A 20,571-nucleotide genomic window follows, 5' to 3' on the forward strand; every position below is an offset into this window, starting at 1 on the left:
AGTTATTTAATTATTACATAATTATGATAAAAAGTCAATTAAAACAAGCTAATAACAGGGATTGTGAATAGTAAATTAGATTCAAATAGCCTCTTTGGTGTTATTTCAGTTTTAGACCTTTTCATATCCCTACGAGCAAATTAATGTTATCCTTTTATTGCTAATCTAAAGTTTTTTATGTTCATACACTTGCGTGTTCATAGCGTTTATTCTCTGCTTGAGAGTTCGGTTAAAATTGAGGAGCTGATTGGTCTTTGTTTGCAGAACAAAATGCCGGCAGTTGCAGTTACTGACTCAGGTAACTTATTTGGCTCGCTTGAATTTGCAGAATATGCAGCAAGTAGGGGAATACAGCTAATAATAGGATGCAATATTATCGTTCGAAACTTAGAACAAAATTTATCAATACTCCTACTTGCAAAAAATGAACAAGGGTACACTAATTTAGTCACCTTGGTGAGTGAATCTTTTAAAAAGCGCAAGAATAACAGCGATATTCCTTACGTTGATTTTGATGAGATATTAAATTTAAGTTCAGGCCTAATCGCCTTAACTGGTGGATATGACGGCATATTGGCTCAACTGTTATTGAAGCAAGATAAAGAAACGATAAAAAGACTGCTCTCAGCATTCGATGGTCATTTATATGTTGAATTGCAGCGTCATGGTCTGAATAAAGAGCTAGAGCTTGAAGAAGCTTTAATAGATTTTGCTTATCAGCGCAATATACCACTAGTTGCAACGAATGATGTGTTTTTTTCAAATAGATCTGATTATGAAGCTTATGATATATTAACGTGCATATCGGAGGGCAGTTATGCCCTGGAGAATAACAGAAAGAAGTTAACTACCGAGCATTACTTCAAATCTGTGGCAGAAATGGAGGAACTGTTCAGCGACATTCCCGAAGCAATTTATAACACTTTAGTGATAGCTAAGCGGTGCTCTTACATGCCAAGAAGCAGGCAGCCTATCTTGCCTAAATTTCCTTGTCGAGAAAATAAAACTGAGAATGAAGAACTGAGGGAGCAGGCAGTTGCAGGATTAGAATTCCACATTGCAAATGAAACGGACATAGACCTTAAAAAATACTACGATCGGCTGAATTACGAACTAAGCGTAATAACTTCGATGAACTACGCTGGCTACTTTTTGATAGTTTCTGATTTCATTCGTTGGAGCAAAGCAAATGGCATTCCAGTTGGACCGGGAAGAGGTTCTGGTGCTGGATCGATTGTTGCTTGGAGCTTACAAATTACAGATCTTGATCCAATAAAGTTTGGTCTGATCTTTGAAAGATTTTTAAATCCTGATCGTGTATCGATGCCTGACTTTGATATCGATTTCTGCCAAGAGAAAAGGGACCTGGTTATTGATTATGTTCAGAAAAAGTACGGTTATGTTGCTCAAATAATCACTTTTGGAAAATTGCAAGCAAGGGCAGTATTGCGTGATGTTGGTAGAGTATTGCAAATGCCTTACTCTCAAGTGGATAAAATATCTAAAATGGTTCCATTTAATCCAGTAAATCCTGTAACTTTATCGCAAGCGATAGAGCTTGATCAAAACCTACAGAAAGAACGAGATAGTGATGAGGTAATTGCAAAGCTTCTTGATATATCACTAAAGCTCGAAGGAATATATCGTCACGTTTCAACTCATGCTGCTGGAATTGTAATATGCGATCAAAAATTAGAAAATTTTGTTCCCGTCTATTATGATCCAAATTCGGCTCTGCCAATCACTCAATACAGCATGAAATATGTAGAGAAAGCTGGGTTAATAAAATTTGATTTTCTTGGACTTGGTACGCTAACACTAATAGATCATGTATGTCGTTTAATTAATCGTGATGAAAAAAAATTTGATATTTCCTCGGTTTCTTTGATTGATCAAAGAACCTATGAAATGCTCTCAAGAGGTGATTCAATCGGAGTGTTTCAGCTTGAAAGTTCGGGAATGAGAGAAGCTTTAATCAAACTAAAGCCAGACTGCATTGAAGATATCATCGCTTTAATTTCTCTTTATCGCCCAGGGCCTATGGATAACATTCCAACTTATGTTACAAGAAAGCATGGACTTGAAAAGCCAGATTACATTCATCCATTGCTTGAGGAGGTGTTAAAAGAAACATTCGGAGTAATAATCTACCAAGAACAGGTAATGGAAATAGCGCGTATTCTCTCTGGATATAGCTTAGCAGAGGCGGATTTACTCAGACGTGCCATGGGTAAGAAAATTAAGGCAGAGATGGATAAACAACGTGAACTTTTTGTTCAAGGAGCAACAAAAAACGGTGTTGATTACGACAGGGCAAGTTATATTTTTGATCTTGTTGCAAAATTTGCTGGTTATGGATTTAATAAATCCCACGCTGCAGCATATGCGATTATATCTTACCAAACAGCTTACCTTAAGGCTAACTACCCGCTAGAATTTTTTACGGCCTTGATGAATCTCAACATTGATGATAGAGACAAACTGAATTTGTTTTATCATGCTGCAAAATTCACTGGAGTTGATGTTCTTTCGCCTGATATCAGCAAATCTAAGGCTGAATTTTCAATAGAGGGTGAGCACATACGCTACGGAATTGCTGCTTTGCGTAATGTTGGTTTTGCTATAGCAGAAGGAATAGTAAATGCACGCTCAAGTTCTTATAAGGACATATGGGAATTCATTCAAAATTTGGGGCATATAATAAATAAAAGGGCATTAGAAAGTTTAATTAAATCTGGAACATTCGATAGTGTGCACAAAAATAGAAAGCAGTTATACGAGTCAATAGACACATTGATTTACTTTGCAAATAAAAATAGGCAGTCAAATCAAGCTGTTTTATTTGGCAATCTTGATGTCCTCAAGCCAAAACTCGAGGATGTGGAAGATTTTAATGAAGAGGAAAAATTAGAGCATGAGTTGTTTTCACTAGGGTTTTATTTAACTAATCACCCGCTTAAAAAATTTAAAACTCTTTTGAAAAAATTAAATATTGGGTTTATCGGAGAGAGTAAGACGATAAAAACTGCTGGTGTAATATTAAATGTGCGTATGAGAACCTCAGAACGTGGAAGATTTGTTATCCTAACACTTTCTGATCCCCACAATGTTTCTGAAATAGCATTCTACAATAATGAAATAATAGAAGAAAAAAGGAATCTATTTTCACCTGGAGCATTTGTGATAATTGATCTTGAAATTTCAGAAAACACAACGAGACTATCAGGAAAGGACATATCTGAATTTACAGAAAAGGTTACTTCTCTAATGAAAGGATTAGTTTTAACTGCTGTATGTGCAGACTCGCAAAAAGTTGCTGAGGAGTTGAATTCAGTGTTGAAAAATGGAGGCAAAACCAAAATAATGCTAAAGTTTCTTCTCAAAAAACATAAAGTCAGCATCTTGTTGCCAGGTACATATTCAATCACCCCCCAAGCTATTTATGAAATATCTCACTTAAGTTGGATTGAAGGCGTAGAAATTAATACAAATAACTTGCTTATATAAAAAAGTTTTATATAATAAATTGTTTAATTGATATTAAAGGAAGATATAGTGAATCTCTATGAATTTACTTTTATAGCACAACCGAACTTATTGCAGCAAGAAGTAGAAGAAATGGTCCAAGAATTTGCTATTTTGTTGAAAAATATTAAAGCAGATGTTATTTCTCGGGAGGTTAAAGGTCTCATAGAAAGAGAACATAGCACAGTTACAAAACAAGAGCTAGAGGCAAGTACTGAAAGCATTAAAAAAAGTCTGATTGTTTACTCTGATTTTTTTGAAACTCTGACAAAAATTTTATGGGTTGAATTGGAAGAAGATTTTTCAAATTTAAAAGAAATAAAGTCAAGAATCGATAAAGAATTGAAAAATGAACTAAGTGATACGGGAATAAAACAAAATTTTATGGACCTTCCAGGAGCTAACACTAAAAGTGCATTTATCTATAATGTAGCAAATGCTTTTAAGGAAAATATTTCACAACATCTAATAAAGCCCCTTCAAGAGGTTTTAAAAAGTTTTAAAATAGTAGACTCAAATCAATTGAGTAAAACGCTGGAAGTGCTTTTCAAAAATATTGAAGCTTCAGGATTGATAAAATATGAATATTGGGGTCTATTGGATTTTGCATACCCAATAAATAAGATGAAAAGTGGTCATTACTGTATGATGTGTATAAGTTTTACTTCAAGCATTATGGATGAATTTGAGCGTAGAGTAAAACTGAATGAGAATATTATTCGCCACTTGTCTGTACGGGTTAATGAGTTTTTTAAAGGTAAATCTTACATGCTGGATAAACAAATTGAGGAGAAAAGTGCATAATGATGAAAAGACGAAATAGTTTTAATAATTCTTACGTGTCTGTAAATAACAGAACTGGCTTTAGGCGTCCTAAGGTCTGTCCTCTTACTGCATCTAAAGATGAGGACATAGACTATAAGAATATAGATTTATTGTCCAAATTCACCTCTGACTATGGTAGAATATTACCTAGAAGGTTAACAGGTGTTTGCGCAAGAAAACAAAGAAAGTTGCGCTTAGCAATTATAAGAGCACGATTTTTAGCTCTTGCTCCTTACTGTACTAAAAAAGTTAGGTAATTTATGTTAATAATTTTAAAGGAAAATATAACAACTTTAGGTAAGCTTGGTGAAGTTGTCAAAGTTAAGCCAGGTTATGCACGTAATTTTCTTTTTCCACAAAAAAAGGCGATGAAAGCCACTAAGGAAAATTTAATAAAGTTAGAGGAACAGCGTTTATTATTGGAAGAAGAAAATATCAAAAAATTAAATGCAGCAAAAGTGCTTGCATCATCACTGCATGATAAATTTATTATATTAATAAAGCAAGCTTCAGAGGATGCAAAGATTTTTGGCTCTGTAACCACACGTGAAATTGCAAAAACTTTATTACAAGAAGGATATGATATAAGTCATCATACTTTATCTTTTGGTGGAATAAGTATCAAAAATTTGGGCGAGTATCAAGTAAATATAGAATTACATAGTAAAGTGATAGTTCCAATTACTATATACGTTGTAAGATCTGAAAAAGATGCACATGAATTGAGGCAAGTAAAGTTGCAAAATCAGAAATCTGAGCAACAAGAGGAAGAGCAAGATGCGAGTAAAGAAGCTACTGATGGTGATGATAGCTGATCAAAGATGATCCCTTGTTATAGTCGTAAAGAAATGTCTTCCATTGCTAAGCTTGTATCATCCCAGTGCTCCCCTCATGTCATCCCAGTGCGTGACACTGGGATCCTTTTTATTTCATCATGGACATTATTTTATGCTTCTAGAATACGTTATCCATTGAATAATTTGCAAATACTTTTATATCTGGATTCCAGTGTCATGCACTGGAATGACACCATTATTGGAATAAATCAAAAATGATCCCACGCTATAGCCGCAAAGAAATGTCTTCCATTTGGGAAGAAAAAAATAAGTTTAATATATGGCTCAAAATAGAAAAATTATCGTGTGAAGCTCAAGCAGAGTTAGGAGTGATTCCAAATAGTGTTGCTCAGAAGCTCTCTGATGTTATTGAATTTGATATTGAACGTATTAACGAAATTGAATCCATTGTAAAACACGATGTTATAGCTTTTTTAACATATGTTGCTGAAGAAGCGGGAGTTGATGTTCGTTATCTTCATTATGGAATGACAAGTTCTGACGTTTTAGATACATGCCTTGCGGTTCAGTTAAAGGAATCATGTGATATTTTGCTCGAAAATTTAAAAAATATACTTTCAGCACTGAAAAAAAAGGCTGAGGACTATAAAAATATTGTTTGTGTTGGGCGCAGTCATGGAATGCATGCAGAATCAACAACTCTTGGATTAAAATTTGCTAGATTTTATGCTGAATTTAAACGCAATTATCAGAGATTAATTAGCGCGAAAACAGAGATCTCGATTTGTAAAATATCAGGTGCAGTAGGTAATTTTTCAAATGTTGATCCGTTTGTTGAAGAGTATGTAGCGAAAGAAATGGGACTTATACCTGAAACCATATCGTCTCAAGTCATTCCTCGTGATAGACACGCAATATTCTTTTCAGTTTTAGGAGTGATTGCAAGTTCAATAGAGAATATTGCCGTTGAAATACGTCACTTGCAAAGAACTGAAGTTGGAGAAATTTCTGAGTATTTTTCCACTTGTCAGAAGGGAAGTTCTGCTATGCCGCATAAGTGTAATCCTATTTTAAGTGAGAATTTGACTGGGCTCTCACGCTTAATACGCAGCTATGTTTTTCCTGCATTAGAAAATGTTGCATTATGGCACGAACGAGATATATCGCACTCGTCTGTGGAAAGATGCATTGCTCCTGATGCTTGTATAGCAATGGATTTTGCTTTAGTACGATTAACAGATTTGATAGATAAATTGGTGATCAATAAGGAAAACATTGAAAAGAACTTAAATTCTTCAAAAGGCTTGGTTTTTTCACAACGAGTATTACTCGAGTTGGTAAATAGTGGTTTGGCGAGGGAAGAGGCGTATAAAATTGTTCAGAGCAATGCAATGAAAGTGAAACAAAACAATAGTGATTTTCTGGCCGAACTGAAACAAGATAAATCCTTACTTGAAGTTATTAACTCTAAAAAACTTGAATCTTTGTTTGATTTGAAGTATTATACGAAACATGTAGATCATATATATAGCAAGGTTTTTAATGAGGCTGAGTAGCTCAGTGGTAGAGCAGGAGGATCATAATCTCTTGGTCGGGGGTTCAAATCCCTCCTCAGCCACTCAAGCTAAGCTATGGTTTGGCGATAGCAGCGCATTTGACAAAATAACGTGATTCATTGTCAATTAACTGAAGTTTTTTTTCAGTTGTTCATATAGTATATGGAATAATGTATGTGAAGTGATAAAGATACAACATTTGTTGTATCTATTCAGGGGAATGGCTAATGGTATCCGTTCAAGAAAGTGGTAAGGTAGATGAGAAAAGACAACTAAATGAATTTCATCCGAGTAGCTGACACTGGCATCTATATAAAGACAATCTAATGCACTCATTTAAAGTGAAGTTTTCTGGATCCCAGTGTCTAGGCACTGGGATGACAAGAAAAGAGTTGACTTGAATGACACCGAATAGGTACTGGGATAGAGGCTACTTGAATAATATTTTACCATGTCATTACAGCACTTGATGCTGGAATCCAGAAGTTTTTTGAGCACAAAAGTCATGCTAAGTTTTTGTTGTTAAGAAAGGCTGGATAGCTACTTGCATGACACCATTTGTTACTGTGTTTTTGTCTATCTTATACCAATTCCCGCTATAGAAAGAACAGATAGAGAATAATTGGGAAAAAAGTCATACTAGAGTAAGTGAAATAGCGAGGTATAAATGGCATTAAGGTCAAAACTATTAGACGAAAGAGTTGTAAATTTAGCGAAAGAAATGTTAAAAAAGGTAAGAAATAACGCATATGTTTCAAAAAAGTTACAAGCGGTGATAGAAGGAAAAGAAAGTAGTATAAGCGCTGTGGCAAGAATATGTAAAATTTCAAGGACTGCTTTGACTGAATGGATAAAGCATCTAAAATTTGGTAGAGTAGAAAAATTATTTGCCCCGTTTCAGCGGAGAAGAAAAAGCAAATTAAACAAAAATCAACGTGAGCAAATTGAAATATGGGTAGAAAGAAATCCAAATATTATAGCTCTTTTCATAATAGTCCGGAAAGTTCATAGAAAAGCAGAATCAACAGCATGACGAAAAGATGTGAATAGAGGGATGTTTTTCCTAGCTCTATTTTTTATAGCAAACCAATGATGCTCAATTTTATTGAAATCTGGGGAATACGTAGGAAGATACAAAATTTCAGCACCAACTTCTTTAGCAAGTTCAGTAATCTTATTAGACTTATGAAAAGTAGCATTATCAAGGATAACAGTTTGTCCAGGTTCCAAAATAGGTGTCAAAAACTGCTCAAACCATTTATTAAAGATATCCATATTACAATGGCCCTCAAATGTTAACGGAACAACTATTTTTCTACTATTTAGAGCTGCAATCATGCTAATTCGTTGAGTTTTCTTTCCAGATTTTAGGGCATAAAATCGCTGTCCTTTCTGAGAATATCCATAGGGATAGTCTTCGGTATTATCAATACCAGATTCATCTATATATACTAAGTTTTGAGGTTCTTTCGTTGCTATAATTTTCAAAAATTCAGCACGTTTTTCTTCATTCCTTTCTTTGTATCCATATGTCTTTTTTGCGTGTGAGTCCAATTTTTTTAAGAGCTAGATGAATCGTTGGGATACTAACATTACTCCAAAGCTTAGCCATTTCCGATAGAGTTTTTCCACCATGTTTTTTTGGCAAATTCAGTAAATTTATTCCAGTCGGTAATTTTATGATTATAACCTCCATTTCCAAGTTTTTTCGACTGAAAATCTCCTGTTTCTTTTTTTTCTTTGCTGCCACTCCCATAATGTAGTTCTTCCAATTTTAAATCTTGCTGCTACCGTTTCTCTGCTTTCCCCTTCGTCTAGTACCTCCATTGCTTTTTTTCTTAAATCATAACTATATGCTGCTGGCATACTTACCTTCACTACTATAAACTCTTATTTTAAACCGTTTGGACCATTATGAAAAGAGATATAACTCTGGTTCATATTTTTTTGTTGCCATTCTTTTACCCCTTTACCTTCCTACTCGGATCAACCATTTTTTTTGGTCTAGTTTATGGGGTGCATTATAAACCTCAAAAGGAGCAGATGTTAATGCGAAAGATATTTTGTGGTGCACTGCTTTGCACTATGCTGCTTTTAATGATCAAACAGAGATAAAAAAGGCTTTCTTCGGAAGAGGAGCAGATTTTGATGTAGACGAACCTCTTTTTTTACATAATGATGCTAAGAATGGTCGCGTAGGTATAGTAGGGATTTTACTTGAAAAAGAAGCACATGTTAATGCAGTATATTTATGTGGAAAGACTCCTTTAGATTATCCTAAGAATCAAGACTTAGTAAAAGCTCTATTAGACGCAGGAGGACGTCCTTTTGTGGAAGAACATAATAATAAGGCAATGATTGTGAAAGCACGTAATAAGGCAATGATTGCTGGTGGAGTGAATAAATTATTAGGCACTGCTATAGCAGTGGCACTTTTTACAACTGGAATAATTACAGCTGAGTTGATACCTATCGTTATAGCAGTGGTTGCAGTTACAGCAGCAGCACTGGTAGTTGGTTGTGCTACATATGAATTACTAAAGCCTAGTACTAAAGTTGATGGAGCAGAAAAACCAATTTTCAACTCAATAAATGAACAGCAGGGAGTTACTGGCATTCCTTCATAGTAGAGCGCGTGACGCAGGTTCCTGGATCACAGTGTCTGGGCACTGGGATGACAATGAAGGTGCTGCTTGAATAACAACGAAGGGTTATTTGGATAATAGCCGTACTTGATCTGGATTCCAGTGTCTAGGCACTGGGATGACAAGAAGGAGGGCTACTTGAATGGTTGAAGGGAAAGTGCTGCAATGAAAGGAGTGTTAGATAAAGCTATAGTATTTTCTAAAATGAATGGATAAATTTCCATTATGGTATTACCAACCAAAAGTTGTAAGTCTGTACATTTATACATTAGAGGTCTGAGGCGGCTTTTGATGGTATGCCAACAGTGTTCTATGGGATTCAAATCTGGTGAATATGTTGGAAGATACAGCACATGAAAGCCAAAAGACTCTATTAATGATTTTGTTTTAGTGGTCTTATGAAATGTAGCATTATCCATAACTATGGTTGTGCCAAGTGGCAATTTAGGTAATAACATCTTCTCCAACAATATATTGAATACCTCTTTTTCACACCCACCTTTGAAAGTCATTGGTGCAATAAATCTCATTCCAATCCACCCGGCTACTATACTGATTCTCTCTCGAGTTCTCCCTGGAATATCTGCATAAATTTTCTTTCCTCTTGGAGCACGTCCATATTCTCGGTATAACTTATTATCAACTCCTGCTTCATCTATATATAAGATGCTGGAATGTTCTATTTTGAGATTTTATCAATAAATTGCTGCCTATCTTCTTGATTGCGCTCTTGATATAGTGTGACTTTTTTTTAAAGTAATTTTTAGCTGTTTTAGTCTATACCAAATTGAATTTATTCCAAATCCAAGATTTTGTTTCATCTCTGCCAGAGTATGATCTGGATTCTTTGTAACATATTCTTCGAGTATTTTTGGGTCTATTTTTCGAATAAAGCTACCGTTTTTAGATGGCTTTAAGCTTTCACCAGCAGCTTTCTTTTTTAACCAGCGGTACAGAGTTGCTATTCCTATCTCCATGAGCTCTGCTATCTCAACCTTTGTCTTCCCTTTTTCTATCATCAATACTGCCTTTTCCCTTAAATCCACACTATATGCCATTATAACTCAAATACTTTGTTATACCTTTATCATTTGCTTTGGGAAATACTATACTTGTATAACTGTTGCACATCCATAAACTCCTTCTCGTCTTGAATGCTGATGATAGTGTGAGTGTTAAGAGGTAAAGGGTCATTTATATGTCCATGGCCTACCCCTTTCATTGTAAATACAGGAAAGTTAACACTCTTTGCAAACCTTTCTTTTACAACTTCAACAAGATTATCATTATAACAGTTAACAAAGTCTCCAAAGATTACTGCATGTACTCCATCAAAAATATGAGCTTGTTTTAGGTGATCTAGACTGCGCTCAATTGAATATGGATAAACTCTTATGTCTTCTAAAAATAGAATTTTGTCTTTTGCATTTATTTGCCAAGCAGTTCCTATACTGTTTTCAACCAAAGTCATATTACCACCGATGATTTTAGACTCTAATCTGCCATTTTTTAGTCTAACTCCATTATTTATCATCTTTAAGTTGTCAAATCTGATAGAGTTGCGTTGGTTAAGAATTAATTCTTTTAATTTTTCAACAGAGCTTTCAGCAACAGAGTTATTTACTATCATTTCCAACATGGTGCCGTGGAGGGTTTGCCAGTCGTATTTAACTTGCAGATAAATATGTAAAGCAGTGATATCACTATAGCCTATAAGAATTTTTTTGTTTTGAGCAATTCTTTCTTTTTTATCATTGGGCAGCTTTTCTAGGTAAGGAATTAGACGAGAAGCCCCTTCTCCTCCTCTGATACACAAAATTATTTTGCTATCATCAGTGAGCGCATTAACCAAATCATTCGCTCTAAACTCATCAGAGTTAGAATAAAATGGGTTGTCATTACTGTATATTTTCTCCGAAATGTGAGGATTAAAACCCAAAGTTTTTACGTATTCTCTTATAGTAGGCAGATCTGATTCTTTTCCTTTCGAAGAAGGAGCAATAATATCAACTTGATTTGCAGGATTAGTGAGTAAAAGGCATAGAAAATAAAGAATAAAGGAATACATTAAAATATCTTATGAAACTCTTGCTTTAATATATCATCTAATTCGCAAAGAGAAACTTTTACTCCTAGTTTTTCCATTGATGTAACGCCGTAATCTTTTATTCCACAAGGAATAATACCCTCATAGTGGGAAAGGTTTGGAGAGACATTAAGTGCTATGCCATGATAAGTTACCCATTTTCTCAAGCGAATGCCAAAAGCTGCTATTTTTTCTTCTACTCCGTTGTTGTTCACCCAAATGCCTATTCTATCTTCCTTAAATTCCCCAAGTATATTAAAGTGTTTTAAAACATTTATGATCCAATTACTTAGGTCTCTGATATATAGTTTTATGTCACATTTGTTTCTTTTTTTAAGATTTAGCATTAAATATATAATGCGCTGCCCTGGTCCGTGATATGTATATTTACCGCCCCTGCCTGTTTTATAGACAGGAAACAATTTTTCAATAATGTCATCATCTGTTGCACCGATTCCTGCAGTATAAAGTGGAGGGTGCTGGAGCAGCCATACTAGCTCGTCAGATAAATTATTGTAAATTTGTTGAATTTTTGCTTCCATGAATTCTACAGCATTGTTATAATCAATAAGTTGGTTAGATATTAGCCATTCTGTCATATTCTATTTCTTTAGGTCTATCAATGTCATTCCAGTCTGGAATCCAGAAATTTGATTGTAGATAGCACACTGAACTGGTAAGCATAGCTGTTTTAAGCTAAAAGGAACGTATTTGACTAAATTGTATAAAAAGATGGATCCTAGTGTCAAGCTACTTGGATGACAAATATGGGCTACTTGAATGGCACTATCGCAAACGAACTAGTGTCAGCTACTCAGATGATATCGTTCTTGTAACACCAATTGATATAATTCAACTATAATTTTAATCTTTTAACAAATTTAATTTTTCAGGAGGCAAATATGAATTTTAACATTTTTCAAAGAAAGAAAAGCAGTGAATACTCTGCTTTGCAACTAATGATGTAACCAAGTTGGAGTAGGCGTGATTATGTAAGTTTTGCTGAGGAAGGCTACATAAAAAATGTTATTGCCTTTCGAGCAATTAATATGATCGCAAGTGCTTCATCTTCGGTACCTTTTACTCTCTGCCAGCTTACTGACCAGGGAAAATCACAACTAAAAGCGCATCCATTACTGAAGTTACTTTATTCTCCTAATCCAATGACATCAAAATCGGAATTTATTGAGGGGATTGTGACTTATCGATTAGTTAACTGCAATTCTTATATATTGATGATTGAGCCGCATAACAAACCAACAGAGCTTTATCTTCTGCGCCCCGATAGAGTTGAAATTATTCCAGGGAGAAGTAACGTTCCTTATGCCTATCGTTATACCGTAAATAACAACAGTTATGACTTTAAAGTTGATAAATTGACTGGGCGTTCAACAGTACTGCATCTTAAAACCTTTAACCCTTTGAATGATTGGTATGGACTTTCACCAATTGAGGCAGCTGCATATAGTATAGATCAGCATAATCAGGCTGGTGCTTGGAATCAGGCAATGCTGCAAAATGGAGCAAGACCAAGTGGTGCAATGGTTGTAAAATCAGAAAAGGATGGAAGTGGTGGAAACTTAAGTCAAGAGCAGTACCAACGCTTAAAAGGACAGATAAATGATCATTACTCAGGTCCTGTCAATGCTGGAAGACCTATATTGCTTGAAGGGGGCCTAGAGTGGAAGGAAATGAGCTTATCACCGAGGGATATGGATTTTATTGAGTCAAAACATAGCTCAGCTCGTGATATTGCGCTAGCTTTTGGCGTTCCGCCTCAGTTGCTTGGCATACCAGGTGATAATACTTATAGCAATTTAGTTGAAGCACGTCTTTCCCTTTGGGAACAGACGATTTTACCAACGCTAGAAAATATTATCTGTCACCTGAATTCTTGGCTAGTGCCAAAATGTGGTAAGGATTTATGTTTGTCATACGACAAAGATGCAATAGAAATTCTAATGGAAAAAAGACAAAAGATGTGGAAATACGTGCAAAACGCAAGCTTCATGACGCTCAATGAAAAAAGAGAGGCTTTTGGCTTGCAACCTTTACCCGGTGGTGATAAGTTATAATGCACCCCATAAACTAGACAAAAAAATGGTTGATCCGAGTAGGAAGGTAAAGGGGTAAAAGAATGGCAACAAAAAAAAATATGAACCAGAGTTAAAAGCAAAGATAGCTTTGGAAGCAATAAAAAATCAAAAAAGCACAGCTGAGATATGTAGTGAATATAAAATACCATCAACAAATCTATATGATTGGCGTGATAGAGTATTGGCAAGGTTAAAAGACCTATTTGTTGAAGAAAGTGAAAGTGCGAGAAAACAAAGAATCTTAGCGCAAGAAATAGAAAGTTTACATAAAGTAATAGGAGAATTGACAGTGGAAAATAGCTATTTGAAAAAAATTACTGAAATAAGCAAAAAGATAGAGTAAGGTTTATAGAAAAGATTCTGATCTGTCAATTAGGAAACATGCTGATTTATTGGGGATTTGCAGATCTAGCCTATATTATAGGCCTATAATTAATAACGAAAGTGAAGTAGCAAATTTGATTCAAGAAGTATATTTGGCTTCTGATTGCCGTTATGGATATCGTAAAATTACTGCTGAAATCATAGCGAGTGGGGTAGTAGTCAATCGCAAAAAAATCTTAAGAATTATGAAAAAAATGAAGATTAGTGGGCTGTATTGTAGAAAAGATGTAATACAAGTATTAAAGAAAAAAAGCATAAAATATATCCTTATCTACTCAAAGATTTGATTATTTGTAGAGTTAATCAGGTATGGGCTACTGATATAACATATATTATGGTAGAAGGTAAGTTTGTCTATTTTGTGGCAATAATGGACTTGTATAGTCGCTATATTATTGCTCATTCATTATCACCATATCTCGATGCTGGATTTTGCCTTTATACTCTCAAAGAAGCTCTAAAACAAGGTAAACATGAGATTTTTAATAGTGATCAAGGGGTACAGTTTACTTGCTACAACTTTATTACGGAATTAGAGCATGCTAATATTAAAATCAGTATGGACCATAAAGGACGTTGCTTCGACAATATATTTGTTGAGCGCTTATGGAGAACTTTAAAGCAAGAAGCTATATATTATTATAGACCAAATAGTATCAGAGATTTGAATCTTATAATAAATGACTTTGTTGGTTGGTATAACTATAGAAGGCTACATCAGACTCTAAATTATAAAGTTCCTGCTGATCTTTATTATCATAAACAGTAAATGAATATATTGATAAATACTTTAAATGTGTGTCGACGTATTTATCAACATATTCATTTTAAAAATCGGATCACTTTAAAAAAATGGTCTAGACAAATGGGTGCACTATACTTTGAGTTATTAGATCAACATCATGAATATAATCTCTATCTAGAGAATGGTTTTGTGAAAATGTTCGACTGCGCAAGCGATCACGTTTATCACGATCATAACTCAGCCTATATCTAATATACAAGGAGGGCCCTGCCCTCTTTTTGTTATTCTAATGCCCAGACACTGGCATCCAGTTAAATTTGCTAGTATAAAAGTAATCAACGTTTCTAAATGGATTCCAGTGTCAAGCACTGGAATAACACCAAAGGGGCTACTAGGATGACATCGTCTGCTACATACTTAGATCACAAGAGAAGAATTCTGAAGCGAAAAGCTTCAAGGAAATCTTATGCAAAATCTAGTATTTACGGAATTTATATTATTTTCATGCAAATTATGGTTTTTATAATTAACGGAAAGTGATATGGCTAGTTTAACTTTTAAAGACAGTGCTGGAGCAAATGTAGTATCCCCTACCATTAAAAGCATAATTTATGAAGATGCTGCACAGAATAAGTATACCTTTGGTGTAGGTAATACTAGTGTTTTCAACACTTTTAGGTATGAACCTAATGGTGCTGCTGAAATAGATTACAGTGCTACAGCAACAAACTTCATGACTGTAGGTGCAATTGCTACATTATTAGGTATTGGAACTAACGTAGGTGCAATAAAAACTAAGACTGATTCTATTCCATCTGACTTAAGCGCTGACTTAGTTACCATAAAAACTCAAGTCGGAACAGATCTGATATCAGGAATAAAGGCTAAGACTGATAAGATTACAGATACCTTAGGAGCTGATGTCATTGCTATAAAGGCTAAAACTGATACTATTCCAGCCGACTTAACAGCTAAAGTAACTGCTATAGAAACTGCTACAAATGCTGCTAATTTAGGAGACAAGGTTACTGCAATACAAACTAAGACTGATAAGATTACAGATACCTTAGGAGCTGATGTCATTGCTATAAAGGCTAAAACTGATACTATTCCAGCTGACTTAACAGCTAAAGTAACTGCTATAGAAACTGCTACAAATGCTGCTAATTTAGGAGACAAGGTTACTGCAATACAAACTAAGACTGATAAGATTACAGATACCTTAGGAGCTGATGTCATTGCTATAAAGGCTAAAACTGATAAGATGCCTGACGATCTAGGAACTGAGTTAGGTAAGTTAGCAAAATCTGATGAACTAGCTCCTTTAGTTAAAACTGCTGAATTAGATCCTTTGGCTAAAACCGCTGAACTAGCTCCTTTAGTTAAAACTGCTGAACTAGCTCCTTTAGCTAAAACTGCTGATGTTACTGCAATAAGGGCTAAGACTGATAAGATCACAGATACCTTAGGAGCTGATGTCACTGCTATAAAGGCTAAAACTGATACTATTCCAGATGACTTAACAGCTAAAGTAACTTCTATAGAAACTGCTACAAATGCTGCTAATTTAGGAGACAAGGTTACTGCAATACAAACTAAGACTGATAAGATGCCTGCTGACTTAAACGCTAAGTTAATTAAGTTAACTACAATAGGAAATGCTATAAATGGTAATGGTCACGTCACTGAAGCTGCTAAAGCTGTACTATAGTATTTTCTAAAATGAATGGATAAATTTCCATTATGGTATTACCAACCAAAAGTTGTAAGTCTGTACATTTATACATTAGAGGTCTGAGGCGGCTTTTGATGGTATGCCAACAGTGTTCTATGGGATTCAAATCTGGTGAATATGTTGGAAGATACAGCACATGAAAGCCAAAAGACTCTATTAATGATTTTGTTTTAGTGGTCTTATGAAATGTAGCATTATCCATAACTATGGTTGTGCCAAGTGGCAATTTAGGTAATAACATCTTCTCCAACAATATATTGAATACCTCTTTTTCACACCCACCTTTGAAAGTCATTGGTGCAATAAATCTCATTCCAATCCACCCGGCTACTATACTGATTCTCTCTCGAGTTCTCCCTGGAACATCTGCATAAATTTTCTTTCCTCTTGGAGCACGTCCATATTCTCGGTATAACTTATTATCAACTCCTGCTTCATCTATATATAAGATGCTGGAATGTTCTATTTTTGAGATTTTATCAATAAATTGCTGCCTATCTTCTTGATTGCGCTCTTGATATAGTGTGACTTTTCTAAAGTAATTTTTAGCTGTTTTAGTCTATACCAAATTGAATTTATTCCAAATCCAAGATTTTGTTTCATCTCTGCCAGAGTATGATCTGGATTCTTTGTAACATATTCTTCGAGTATTTTTGGGTCTATTTTTCGAATAAAGCTACCGTTTTTAGATGGCTTTAAGCTTTCACCATCAGCTTTCTTTTTTAACCAGCGGTACAGAGTTGCTATTCCTATCTCCATGAGCTCTGCTATCTCAACCTTTGTCTTCCCTTTTTCTATCATCAATACTGCCTTTTCCCTTAAATCCACACTATATGCCATTATAACTCAAATACTTTGTTATACCTTTATCATTTGCTTTGGGAAATACTATATCATTTAGAAGCTATCCGAGAAATCCTTAAAAAGCTTGAAAAGGAAATTATAGCTTTCGCTAAACAACTTCCTGGGTTCAGCAATCTTATCAGCATAAAGGGAATAGGTCCAATTTCTGCGGGTGTTTTTATTGTAACAATTGGAGACATTAATGATTTGCGTAGACCTGAGAAACTTACTGCATATTTTGGAGTTGTGCCAAGAGTTTCTCAATCTAATCAGCAATGTACAATTGGAAGAATTACCAAACGAGGGTCAAAAATAGCGCGTACTTCTTTAGTTCAATGTACTTGGATTGCTGTACGTTACAGTCCTTACTTGAAAAGCTTTTATGAACATATAAAAAAGAAGCGTGGTTCTGCTAAGGCTATAACTGCTACTGCTAGGAAATTTCTTATAACTATTTTCTACACTCTTAAAAATAACTGGTTTTTTAAAGATTTTACAAAATTTGAAATTTTTACTGGACAATAATCATAGGAGATTAGTATTTATCTACGGAAAGATGGTAACAAAATGGTAGTAGAAATTGATGAGAAAAGCAAAATAAGGTTTAGCAAGTTAGAAAACAAATCAAGCTTTGGAGGGAATTGTCTTATACAGGGGAAAAGTCTTTTAGAAGTTATGGGCAAGAGTTTTGAAAATATTCCTGAGGAGTTAACTCAGACTATTAAAAACGTTCCATCTACTAGTCTTATGCAAACATGTTTACAACAACAAGAAAACTCTAATAGGGAATTAAATTAATGTATTTTTAGGATAATAATTAAGAAATTAATTATAAACATTCATACGCATTCGATTGTAGTAGAGGATATGGGGCAGCAATTAGCACAAGAACTAAAGGCAAATGTGGTTGTTTGTCAAATAGTGATTGATTAAATCAATTTAGAGAGGTAAATAGCAGCTTTGCAGCTTGTTTTTATGAACAAAGATAAACCGTTGTAGCCAAGTGCGCTTTCGGCATTGTGCTGAATTGCAATATCTCTGTGCTCTAATTCCTCATCGCGAAATTTACTTATAGTTTCTCTTAATTCCCCATCTTCTAAATGTAAGACTTGCTCCTTGTAGTGCTCTCCGATCACTTCTTCAACTGCAGCAGTGCAAGCCATAGCGGCTTTTTTACCCATCATGGCAGTTACAACACCAAGTGATACCCCTAAAGCACCCCAAAATGGCAACAAAAGAGTAGGACGAACTCTTTGCTCCTTGATTTTCTCATTAAAATAGTGGAAATGTTTTTTTTCCTGCTCCTCCATTTCAATTATTTTGTCAATTATGGAAGATTTTTTAAGAATAAATTTTTGACCGGAATAAATGCAAATGGCTCCATATTCGCCAGCATGATTTACTCTAATTGCTTGTTCTAAAAAATTTCCTTTCAATTTTTTTATATTGCTTTCCAATGTCTCCTCACTTTATTTCTGCATTAGTACTACTATAAACCAACATATTATAGAGTAAATAAAATTCCATGCGTGCATTGCAGAAACATTGTGATTACAGGAACTCAAGCAGCTATAGCAACGGCAAGAGTTACTTGAAGGACTCCGCCATTCTCCTTAAAATAAGGGTAAAGATATATTATTTATCTTCAGTCTGTGCAGATAAAACGACAAAAAGCTCAATATACTTGATGTTTAATTTTTTGCACTATGTGCACTCTATGTCTTTATAAAACTTTTACCCACATAAGCTAAAATGCGCTTATCAAAGCATTTAATACAATGAAAAACGCCAATTAAAAAAATAGGTAGTAGCTGATAGATTTTCTTGTGCCTTTTTCTCTGTTTAGTAAATTTTTCAATATTTAATGCAATTAGCCGGCACTGGGATGACAATGAGTGGTGAGCTAAACGTCCGTGTGGTTATTGGTATTATCAAGATATTCTCTAATCTTCTTTAAATCTTCCCAAGCTAAGCGTTTTTGTGCTGGTTGACGAAGTAGATAGGCTGGATGAAATATAGCGGCTGTGGTAATTGCATGAGATAAATATTGGTTAGTATAAGTATGAAATTTGCCACGCAAGTTCGATATAGTCTTTGTGTTATCAAGAAGGCTATAACATGCAATTCCTCCAACTAAAATTAGAATCTGCGGTAAAACAAGAGCAATATGCTTCTCAACAAATGGTCTGCACATATCAAGCTCTAGATCAGTTGGTTTTCTATTACCTGGTGGACGCCAAAACACGGTGTTGCTTATATATACCTTAGTGCGGTCCAGATTAATTGCACCGAGCATCTTATCGAGCAGCATTCCGCTTGCACCACAAAATGGTATGCCTTTCAGGTCTTCATTTGCTCCTGGTGCTTCACCAACAAGCATGATTTTTGCATTTGGATTACCATCGGAAAAAACAGTATTAGTTGCAGTTTTTTTTATTTCACAACCCTCAAATGACTTAACTGCACTTCTTAGTTCATCTACACTACCACATTCACTTGCAAGCTTCCTTGCTTCAATGATCCATTCACTTGGGAACATGGCTTTTTTCTGCTCGATGACAGAAGACTGTTCAGCTCTCTCATTTTCCACTTTTTTTTCCTCTTCACCTTCAGTTAGCGTGCAGTCAACACCCACTTCATGATAGAACTTCAACAATTCTAGATCTTCATTGTTCATAGTGCCTCTTAACCTTTTGAGCTTTTTTCATAGCCATATCGTACTTCAATTTAGACAAATGTCTAACGTATAATATACCATTTAAATGATCTAACTCATGCTGAATACACCTTGCAAGCCAACCACTAGCTTTTAGCGTCTGTTCTTCGTTATTTAAATTTTTATATTTCACAGTTAAATATTTTGGACGCTTAATTTCATGGCTTTGCTCTGGAATTGAAAGGCACCCTTCTTTGAGAATTACTTGTTCACCCGATAATTCTGTAATTTCAGGGTTAATCATACAAAACTTGCCAACTGAGTCATACCCTGCTAGCTCATCTCCAACCTTTTCTGGCTGAACGTCCATGATAAAAATTCTCTTCAGCACTCCAACTTGTACTGCAGCAAGACCAAGACCTTCTGCATCGTACATAGTTTCGAACATGTCGTTTACTAATTCTTTAATTTTATCGGTTATATCTATTACTTCACTGGCACGTGTAGTTAACCTTTCATCAGGGGCAATTACAATTGGCAATTTAGACATAAAATTAAAATTTTATGTTTTATTTTTTCCTTTGTACAGTATTTTGGGTATATTAAAATGTTGCTGTATTTTTAATAGAAATATAAATTATTAAAGGAAGCTACAATTTGAATGGAATTGTGTCATAA

The 20,571-nt window shown here is 34.8% G+C and carries 17 protein-coding genes, 1 tRNA gene and 5 pseudogenes; 13 read left to right on the forward strand and 10 right to left on the reverse strand.

Annotated features, from left to right (window positions below; all coding sequences use genetic code 11):
- Positions 1-177 precede the first annotated feature (177 nt).
- From dnaE to M3L71_RS07590, 7 genes and pseudogenes are all read left to right on the forward strand, one after another.
- On the forward strand, positions 178-3,507 hold the full coding sequence (gene dnaE, locus M3L71_RS07560; RefSeq protein ID WP_280143553.1) for a DNA polymerase III subunit alpha: 3,330 nt from the start codon (positions 178-180) through the stop codon (positions 3,505-3,507).
- A gap of 48 nt (positions 3,508-3,555) precedes the next feature.
- A complete protein-coding gene (gene rpsF / locus M3L71_RS08370) occupies positions 3,556-4,329 on the forward strand; it encodes a 30S ribosomal protein S6 (protein WP_349292753.1) in 774 nt (257 codons plus the stop codon).
- A complete protein-coding gene (gene rpsR, locus M3L71_RS07570; protein WP_010402759.1) occupies positions 4,329-4,607 on the forward strand; it encodes a 30S ribosomal protein S18 in 279 nt (92 codons plus the stop codon). The genes rpsF and rpsR overlap by 1 nt, the downstream gene beginning before the upstream one ends.
- 3 nt (positions 4,608-4,610) lie before the next feature.
- Complete coding sequence (gene rplI / locus M3L71_RS07575; protein ID WP_280143554.1) at positions 4,611-5,165, forward strand: 50S ribosomal protein L9; 555 nt, start codon at positions 4,611-4,613, stop codon at positions 5,163-5,165.
- A gap of 236 nt (positions 5,166-5,401) precedes the next feature.
- A complete protein-coding gene (gene purB, locus M3L71_RS07580; RefSeq protein ID WP_280143555.1) occupies positions 5,402-6,703 on the forward strand; it encodes an adenylosuccinate lyase in 1,302 nt (433 codons plus the stop codon).
- Positions 6,694-6,765, forward strand: a tRNA-Met gene (locus M3L71_RS07585). Before purB ends, M3L71_RS07585 begins: the two co-directional genes overlap by 10 nt.
- A gap of 605 nt (positions 6,766-7,370) precedes the next feature.
- Positions 7,371-7,679, forward strand: a pseudogene (locus M3L71_RS07590) (IS630-like element ISWpi10 family transposase); the annotation flags it as partial.
- A 29-nt stretch (positions 7,680-7,708) separates the two neighbouring features.
- On the opposite strand, the pseudogene M3L71_RS07595 reads toward M3L71_RS07590, so the two are convergent.
- Positions 7,709-8,569, reverse strand: a pseudogene (locus M3L71_RS07595) (IS630 family transposase).
- Positions 8,570-8,781: 212 nt separating this feature from the next.
- On the opposite strand from M3L71_RS07595, the gene M3L71_RS07600 reads away from it, so the two are divergent.
- A complete protein-coding gene (locus tag M3L71_RS07600; protein WP_349292702.1) occupies positions 8,782-9,330 on the forward strand; it encodes a hypothetical protein in 549 nt (182 codons plus the stop codon).
- Positions 9,331-9,482: 152 nt separating this feature from the next.
- Here the strand turns inward: M3L71_RS07600 and M3L71_RS07605 are convergent, their stop codons facing one another.
- The 4 genes from M3L71_RS07605 to lipB are packed head-to-tail and all read right to left on the reverse strand — an operon-like array spanning position 9,483 to position 12,033.
- A complete protein-coding gene (locus M3L71_RS07605) occupies positions 9,483-10,031 on the reverse strand; it encodes an IS630 family transposase (protein WP_349292754.1) in 549 nt (182 codons plus the stop codon).
- Positions 10,032-10,058: 27 nt separating this feature from the next.
- Positions 10,059-10,406, reverse strand: coding sequence for a transposase (locus M3L71_RS07610; RefSeq protein WP_264336399.1), 348 nt, complete (start codon positions 10,404-10,406; stop codon positions 10,059-10,061).
- Positions 10,407-10,435: 29 nt separating this feature from the next.
- Positions 10,436-11,416, reverse strand: a complete 981-nt coding sequence (locus M3L71_RS07615) for an LD-carboxypeptidase (protein WP_280143556.1) — start codon at positions 11,414-11,416, stop codon at positions 10,436-10,438.
- Positions 11,416-12,033, reverse strand: coding sequence for a lipoyl(octanoyl) transferase LipB (gene lipB / locus M3L71_RS07620; protein WP_280143557.1), 618 nt, complete (start codon positions 12,031-12,033; stop codon positions 11,416-11,418). The genes M3L71_RS07615 and lipB overlap by 1 nt, the downstream gene beginning before the upstream one ends.
- A 303-nt stretch (positions 12,034-12,336) precedes the next feature.
- On the opposite strand from lipB, the pseudogene M3L71_RS07625 reads away from it, so the two are divergent.
- The 3 genes and pseudogenes from M3L71_RS07625 (at position 12,337) to M3L71_RS07635 (ending at position 16,370) form a co-directional block, all read left to right on the forward strand.
- Positions 12,337-13,509: pseudogene (locus M3L71_RS07625) on the forward strand (phage portal protein).
- A gap of 103 nt (positions 13,510-13,612) precedes the next feature.
- Positions 13,613-14,683 (forward strand): annotated as a pseudogene (locus tag M3L71_RS07630) (IS3 family transposase).
- A 517-nt stretch (positions 14,684-15,200) separates the two neighbouring features.
- Positions 15,201-16,370, forward strand: a complete 1,170-nt coding sequence (locus M3L71_RS07635; protein WP_280143558.1) for a hypothetical protein — start codon at positions 15,201-15,203, stop codon at positions 16,368-16,370.
- Here the strand turns inward: M3L71_RS07635 and M3L71_RS07640 are convergent.
- Positions 16,354-16,878: an IS630 family transposase gene (locus tag M3L71_RS07640; RefSeq protein ID WP_349292755.1), complete on the reverse strand. Its 525-nt coding sequence runs from the start codon at positions 16,876-16,878 to the stop codon at positions 16,354-16,356. The genes M3L71_RS07635 and M3L71_RS07640 overlap by 17 nt on opposite strands.
- Positions 16,857-17,234: an IS630 transposase-related protein gene (locus M3L71_RS07645; RefSeq protein ID WP_280143559.1), complete on the reverse strand. Its 378-nt coding sequence runs from the start codon at positions 17,232-17,234 to the stop codon at positions 16,857-16,859. The genes M3L71_RS07640 and M3L71_RS07645 overlap by 22 nt, the downstream gene beginning before the upstream one ends.
- A gap of 54 nt (positions 17,235-17,288) precedes the next feature.
- On the opposite strand from M3L71_RS07645, the pseudogene M3L71_RS07650 reads away from it, so the two are divergent.
- A pseudogene (locus tag M3L71_RS07650) lies at positions 17,289-17,762 on the forward strand (transposase); the annotation flags it as partial.
- Between the two features lie 42 nt (positions 17,763-17,804).
- On the forward strand, positions 17,805-18,035 hold the full coding sequence (locus tag M3L71_RS07655; RefSeq protein WP_280143560.1) for a hypothetical protein: 231 nt from the start codon (positions 17,805-17,807) through the stop codon (positions 18,033-18,035).
- Positions 18,036-18,166: 131 nt separating this feature from the next.
- Here M3L71_RS07655 and M3L71_RS07660 read toward each other — a convergent pair whose 3' ends face one another.
- From M3L71_RS07660 to def, 3 genes are all read right to left on the reverse strand, one after another.
- On the reverse strand, positions 18,167-18,694 hold the full coding sequence (locus M3L71_RS07660; RefSeq protein WP_280143561.1) for a demethoxyubiquinone hydroxylase family protein: 528 nt from the start codon (positions 18,692-18,694) through the stop codon (positions 18,167-18,169).
- Positions 18,695-19,140: 446 nt separating this feature from the next.
- Positions 19,141-19,914 carry a uracil-DNA glycosylase gene (locus M3L71_RS07665; RefSeq protein ID WP_280143562.1) on the reverse strand — a complete coding sequence of 258 codons (774 nt, stop codon included), beginning with the start codon at positions 19,912-19,914 and terminating at the stop codon, positions 19,141-19,143.
- Positions 19,904-20,443 (reverse strand): peptide deformylase, encoded by a 540-nt coding sequence (def, locus tag M3L71_RS07670; protein ID WP_264377471.1) that lies wholly within the window; start codon positions 20,441-20,443, stop codon positions 19,904-19,906. Before def ends, M3L71_RS07665 begins: the two co-directional genes overlap by 11 nt.
- Positions 20,444-20,571 lie beyond the last annotated feature (128 nt).

Origin of the sequence: Wolbachia endosymbiont of Frankliniella intonsa (assembly GCF_029856955.1) — a bacterium.
Classification (GTDB): domain Bacteria; phylum Pseudomonadota; class Alphaproteobacteria; order Rickettsiales; family Anaplasmataceae; genus Wolbachia.

Coding starts and splice junctions, on each gene's coding strand:
- lipB (WP_280143557.1), bottom strand. CDS start 12,033: ATGACAGAATGGCTAATATCTAACCAACTTATTGATTATAACAATGCT.
- dnaE (WP_280143553.1), top strand. CDS start 178: ATGTTCATACACTTGCGTGTTCATAGCGTTTATTCTCTGCTTGAGAGT.
- M3L71_RS07635 (WP_280143558.1), top strand. CDS start 15,201: ATGGCTAGTTTAACTTTTAAAGACAGTGCTGGAGCAAATGTAGTATCC.
- def (WP_264377471.1), bottom strand. CDS start 20,443: ATGTCTAAATTGCCAATTGTAATTGCCCCTGATGAAAGGTTAACTACA.
- M3L71_RS07615 (WP_280143556.1), bottom strand. CDS start 11,416: ATGTATTCCTTTATTCTTTATTTTCTATGCCTTTTACTCACTAATCCT.
- rplI (WP_280143554.1), top strand. CDS start 4,611: ATGTTAATAATTTTAAAGGAAAATATAACAACTTTAGGTAAGCTTGGT.
- M3L71_RS07610 (WP_264336399.1), bottom strand. CDS start 10,406: ATGGCATATAGTGTGGATTTAAGGGAAAAGGCAGTATTGATGATAGAA.
- purB (WP_280143555.1), top strand. CDS start 5,402: ATGATCCCACGCTATAGCCGCAAAGAAATGTCTTCCATTTGGGAAGAA.
- M3L71_RS07645 (WP_280143559.1), bottom strand. CDS start 17,234: ATGGCATATAGTGTGGATTTAAGGGAAAAGGCAGTATTGATGATAGAA.
- M3L71_RS07665 (WP_280143562.1), bottom strand. CDS start 19,914: ATGAACAATGAAGATCTAGAATTGTTGAAGTTCTATCATGAAGTGGGT.
- rpsR (WP_010402759.1), top strand. CDS start 4,329: ATGATGAAAAGACGAAATAGTTTTAATAATTCTTACGTGTCTGTAAAT.
- M3L71_RS07655 (WP_280143560.1), top strand. CDS start 17,805: ATGGTAGTAGAAATTGATGAGAAAAGCAAAATAAGGTTTAGCAAGTTA.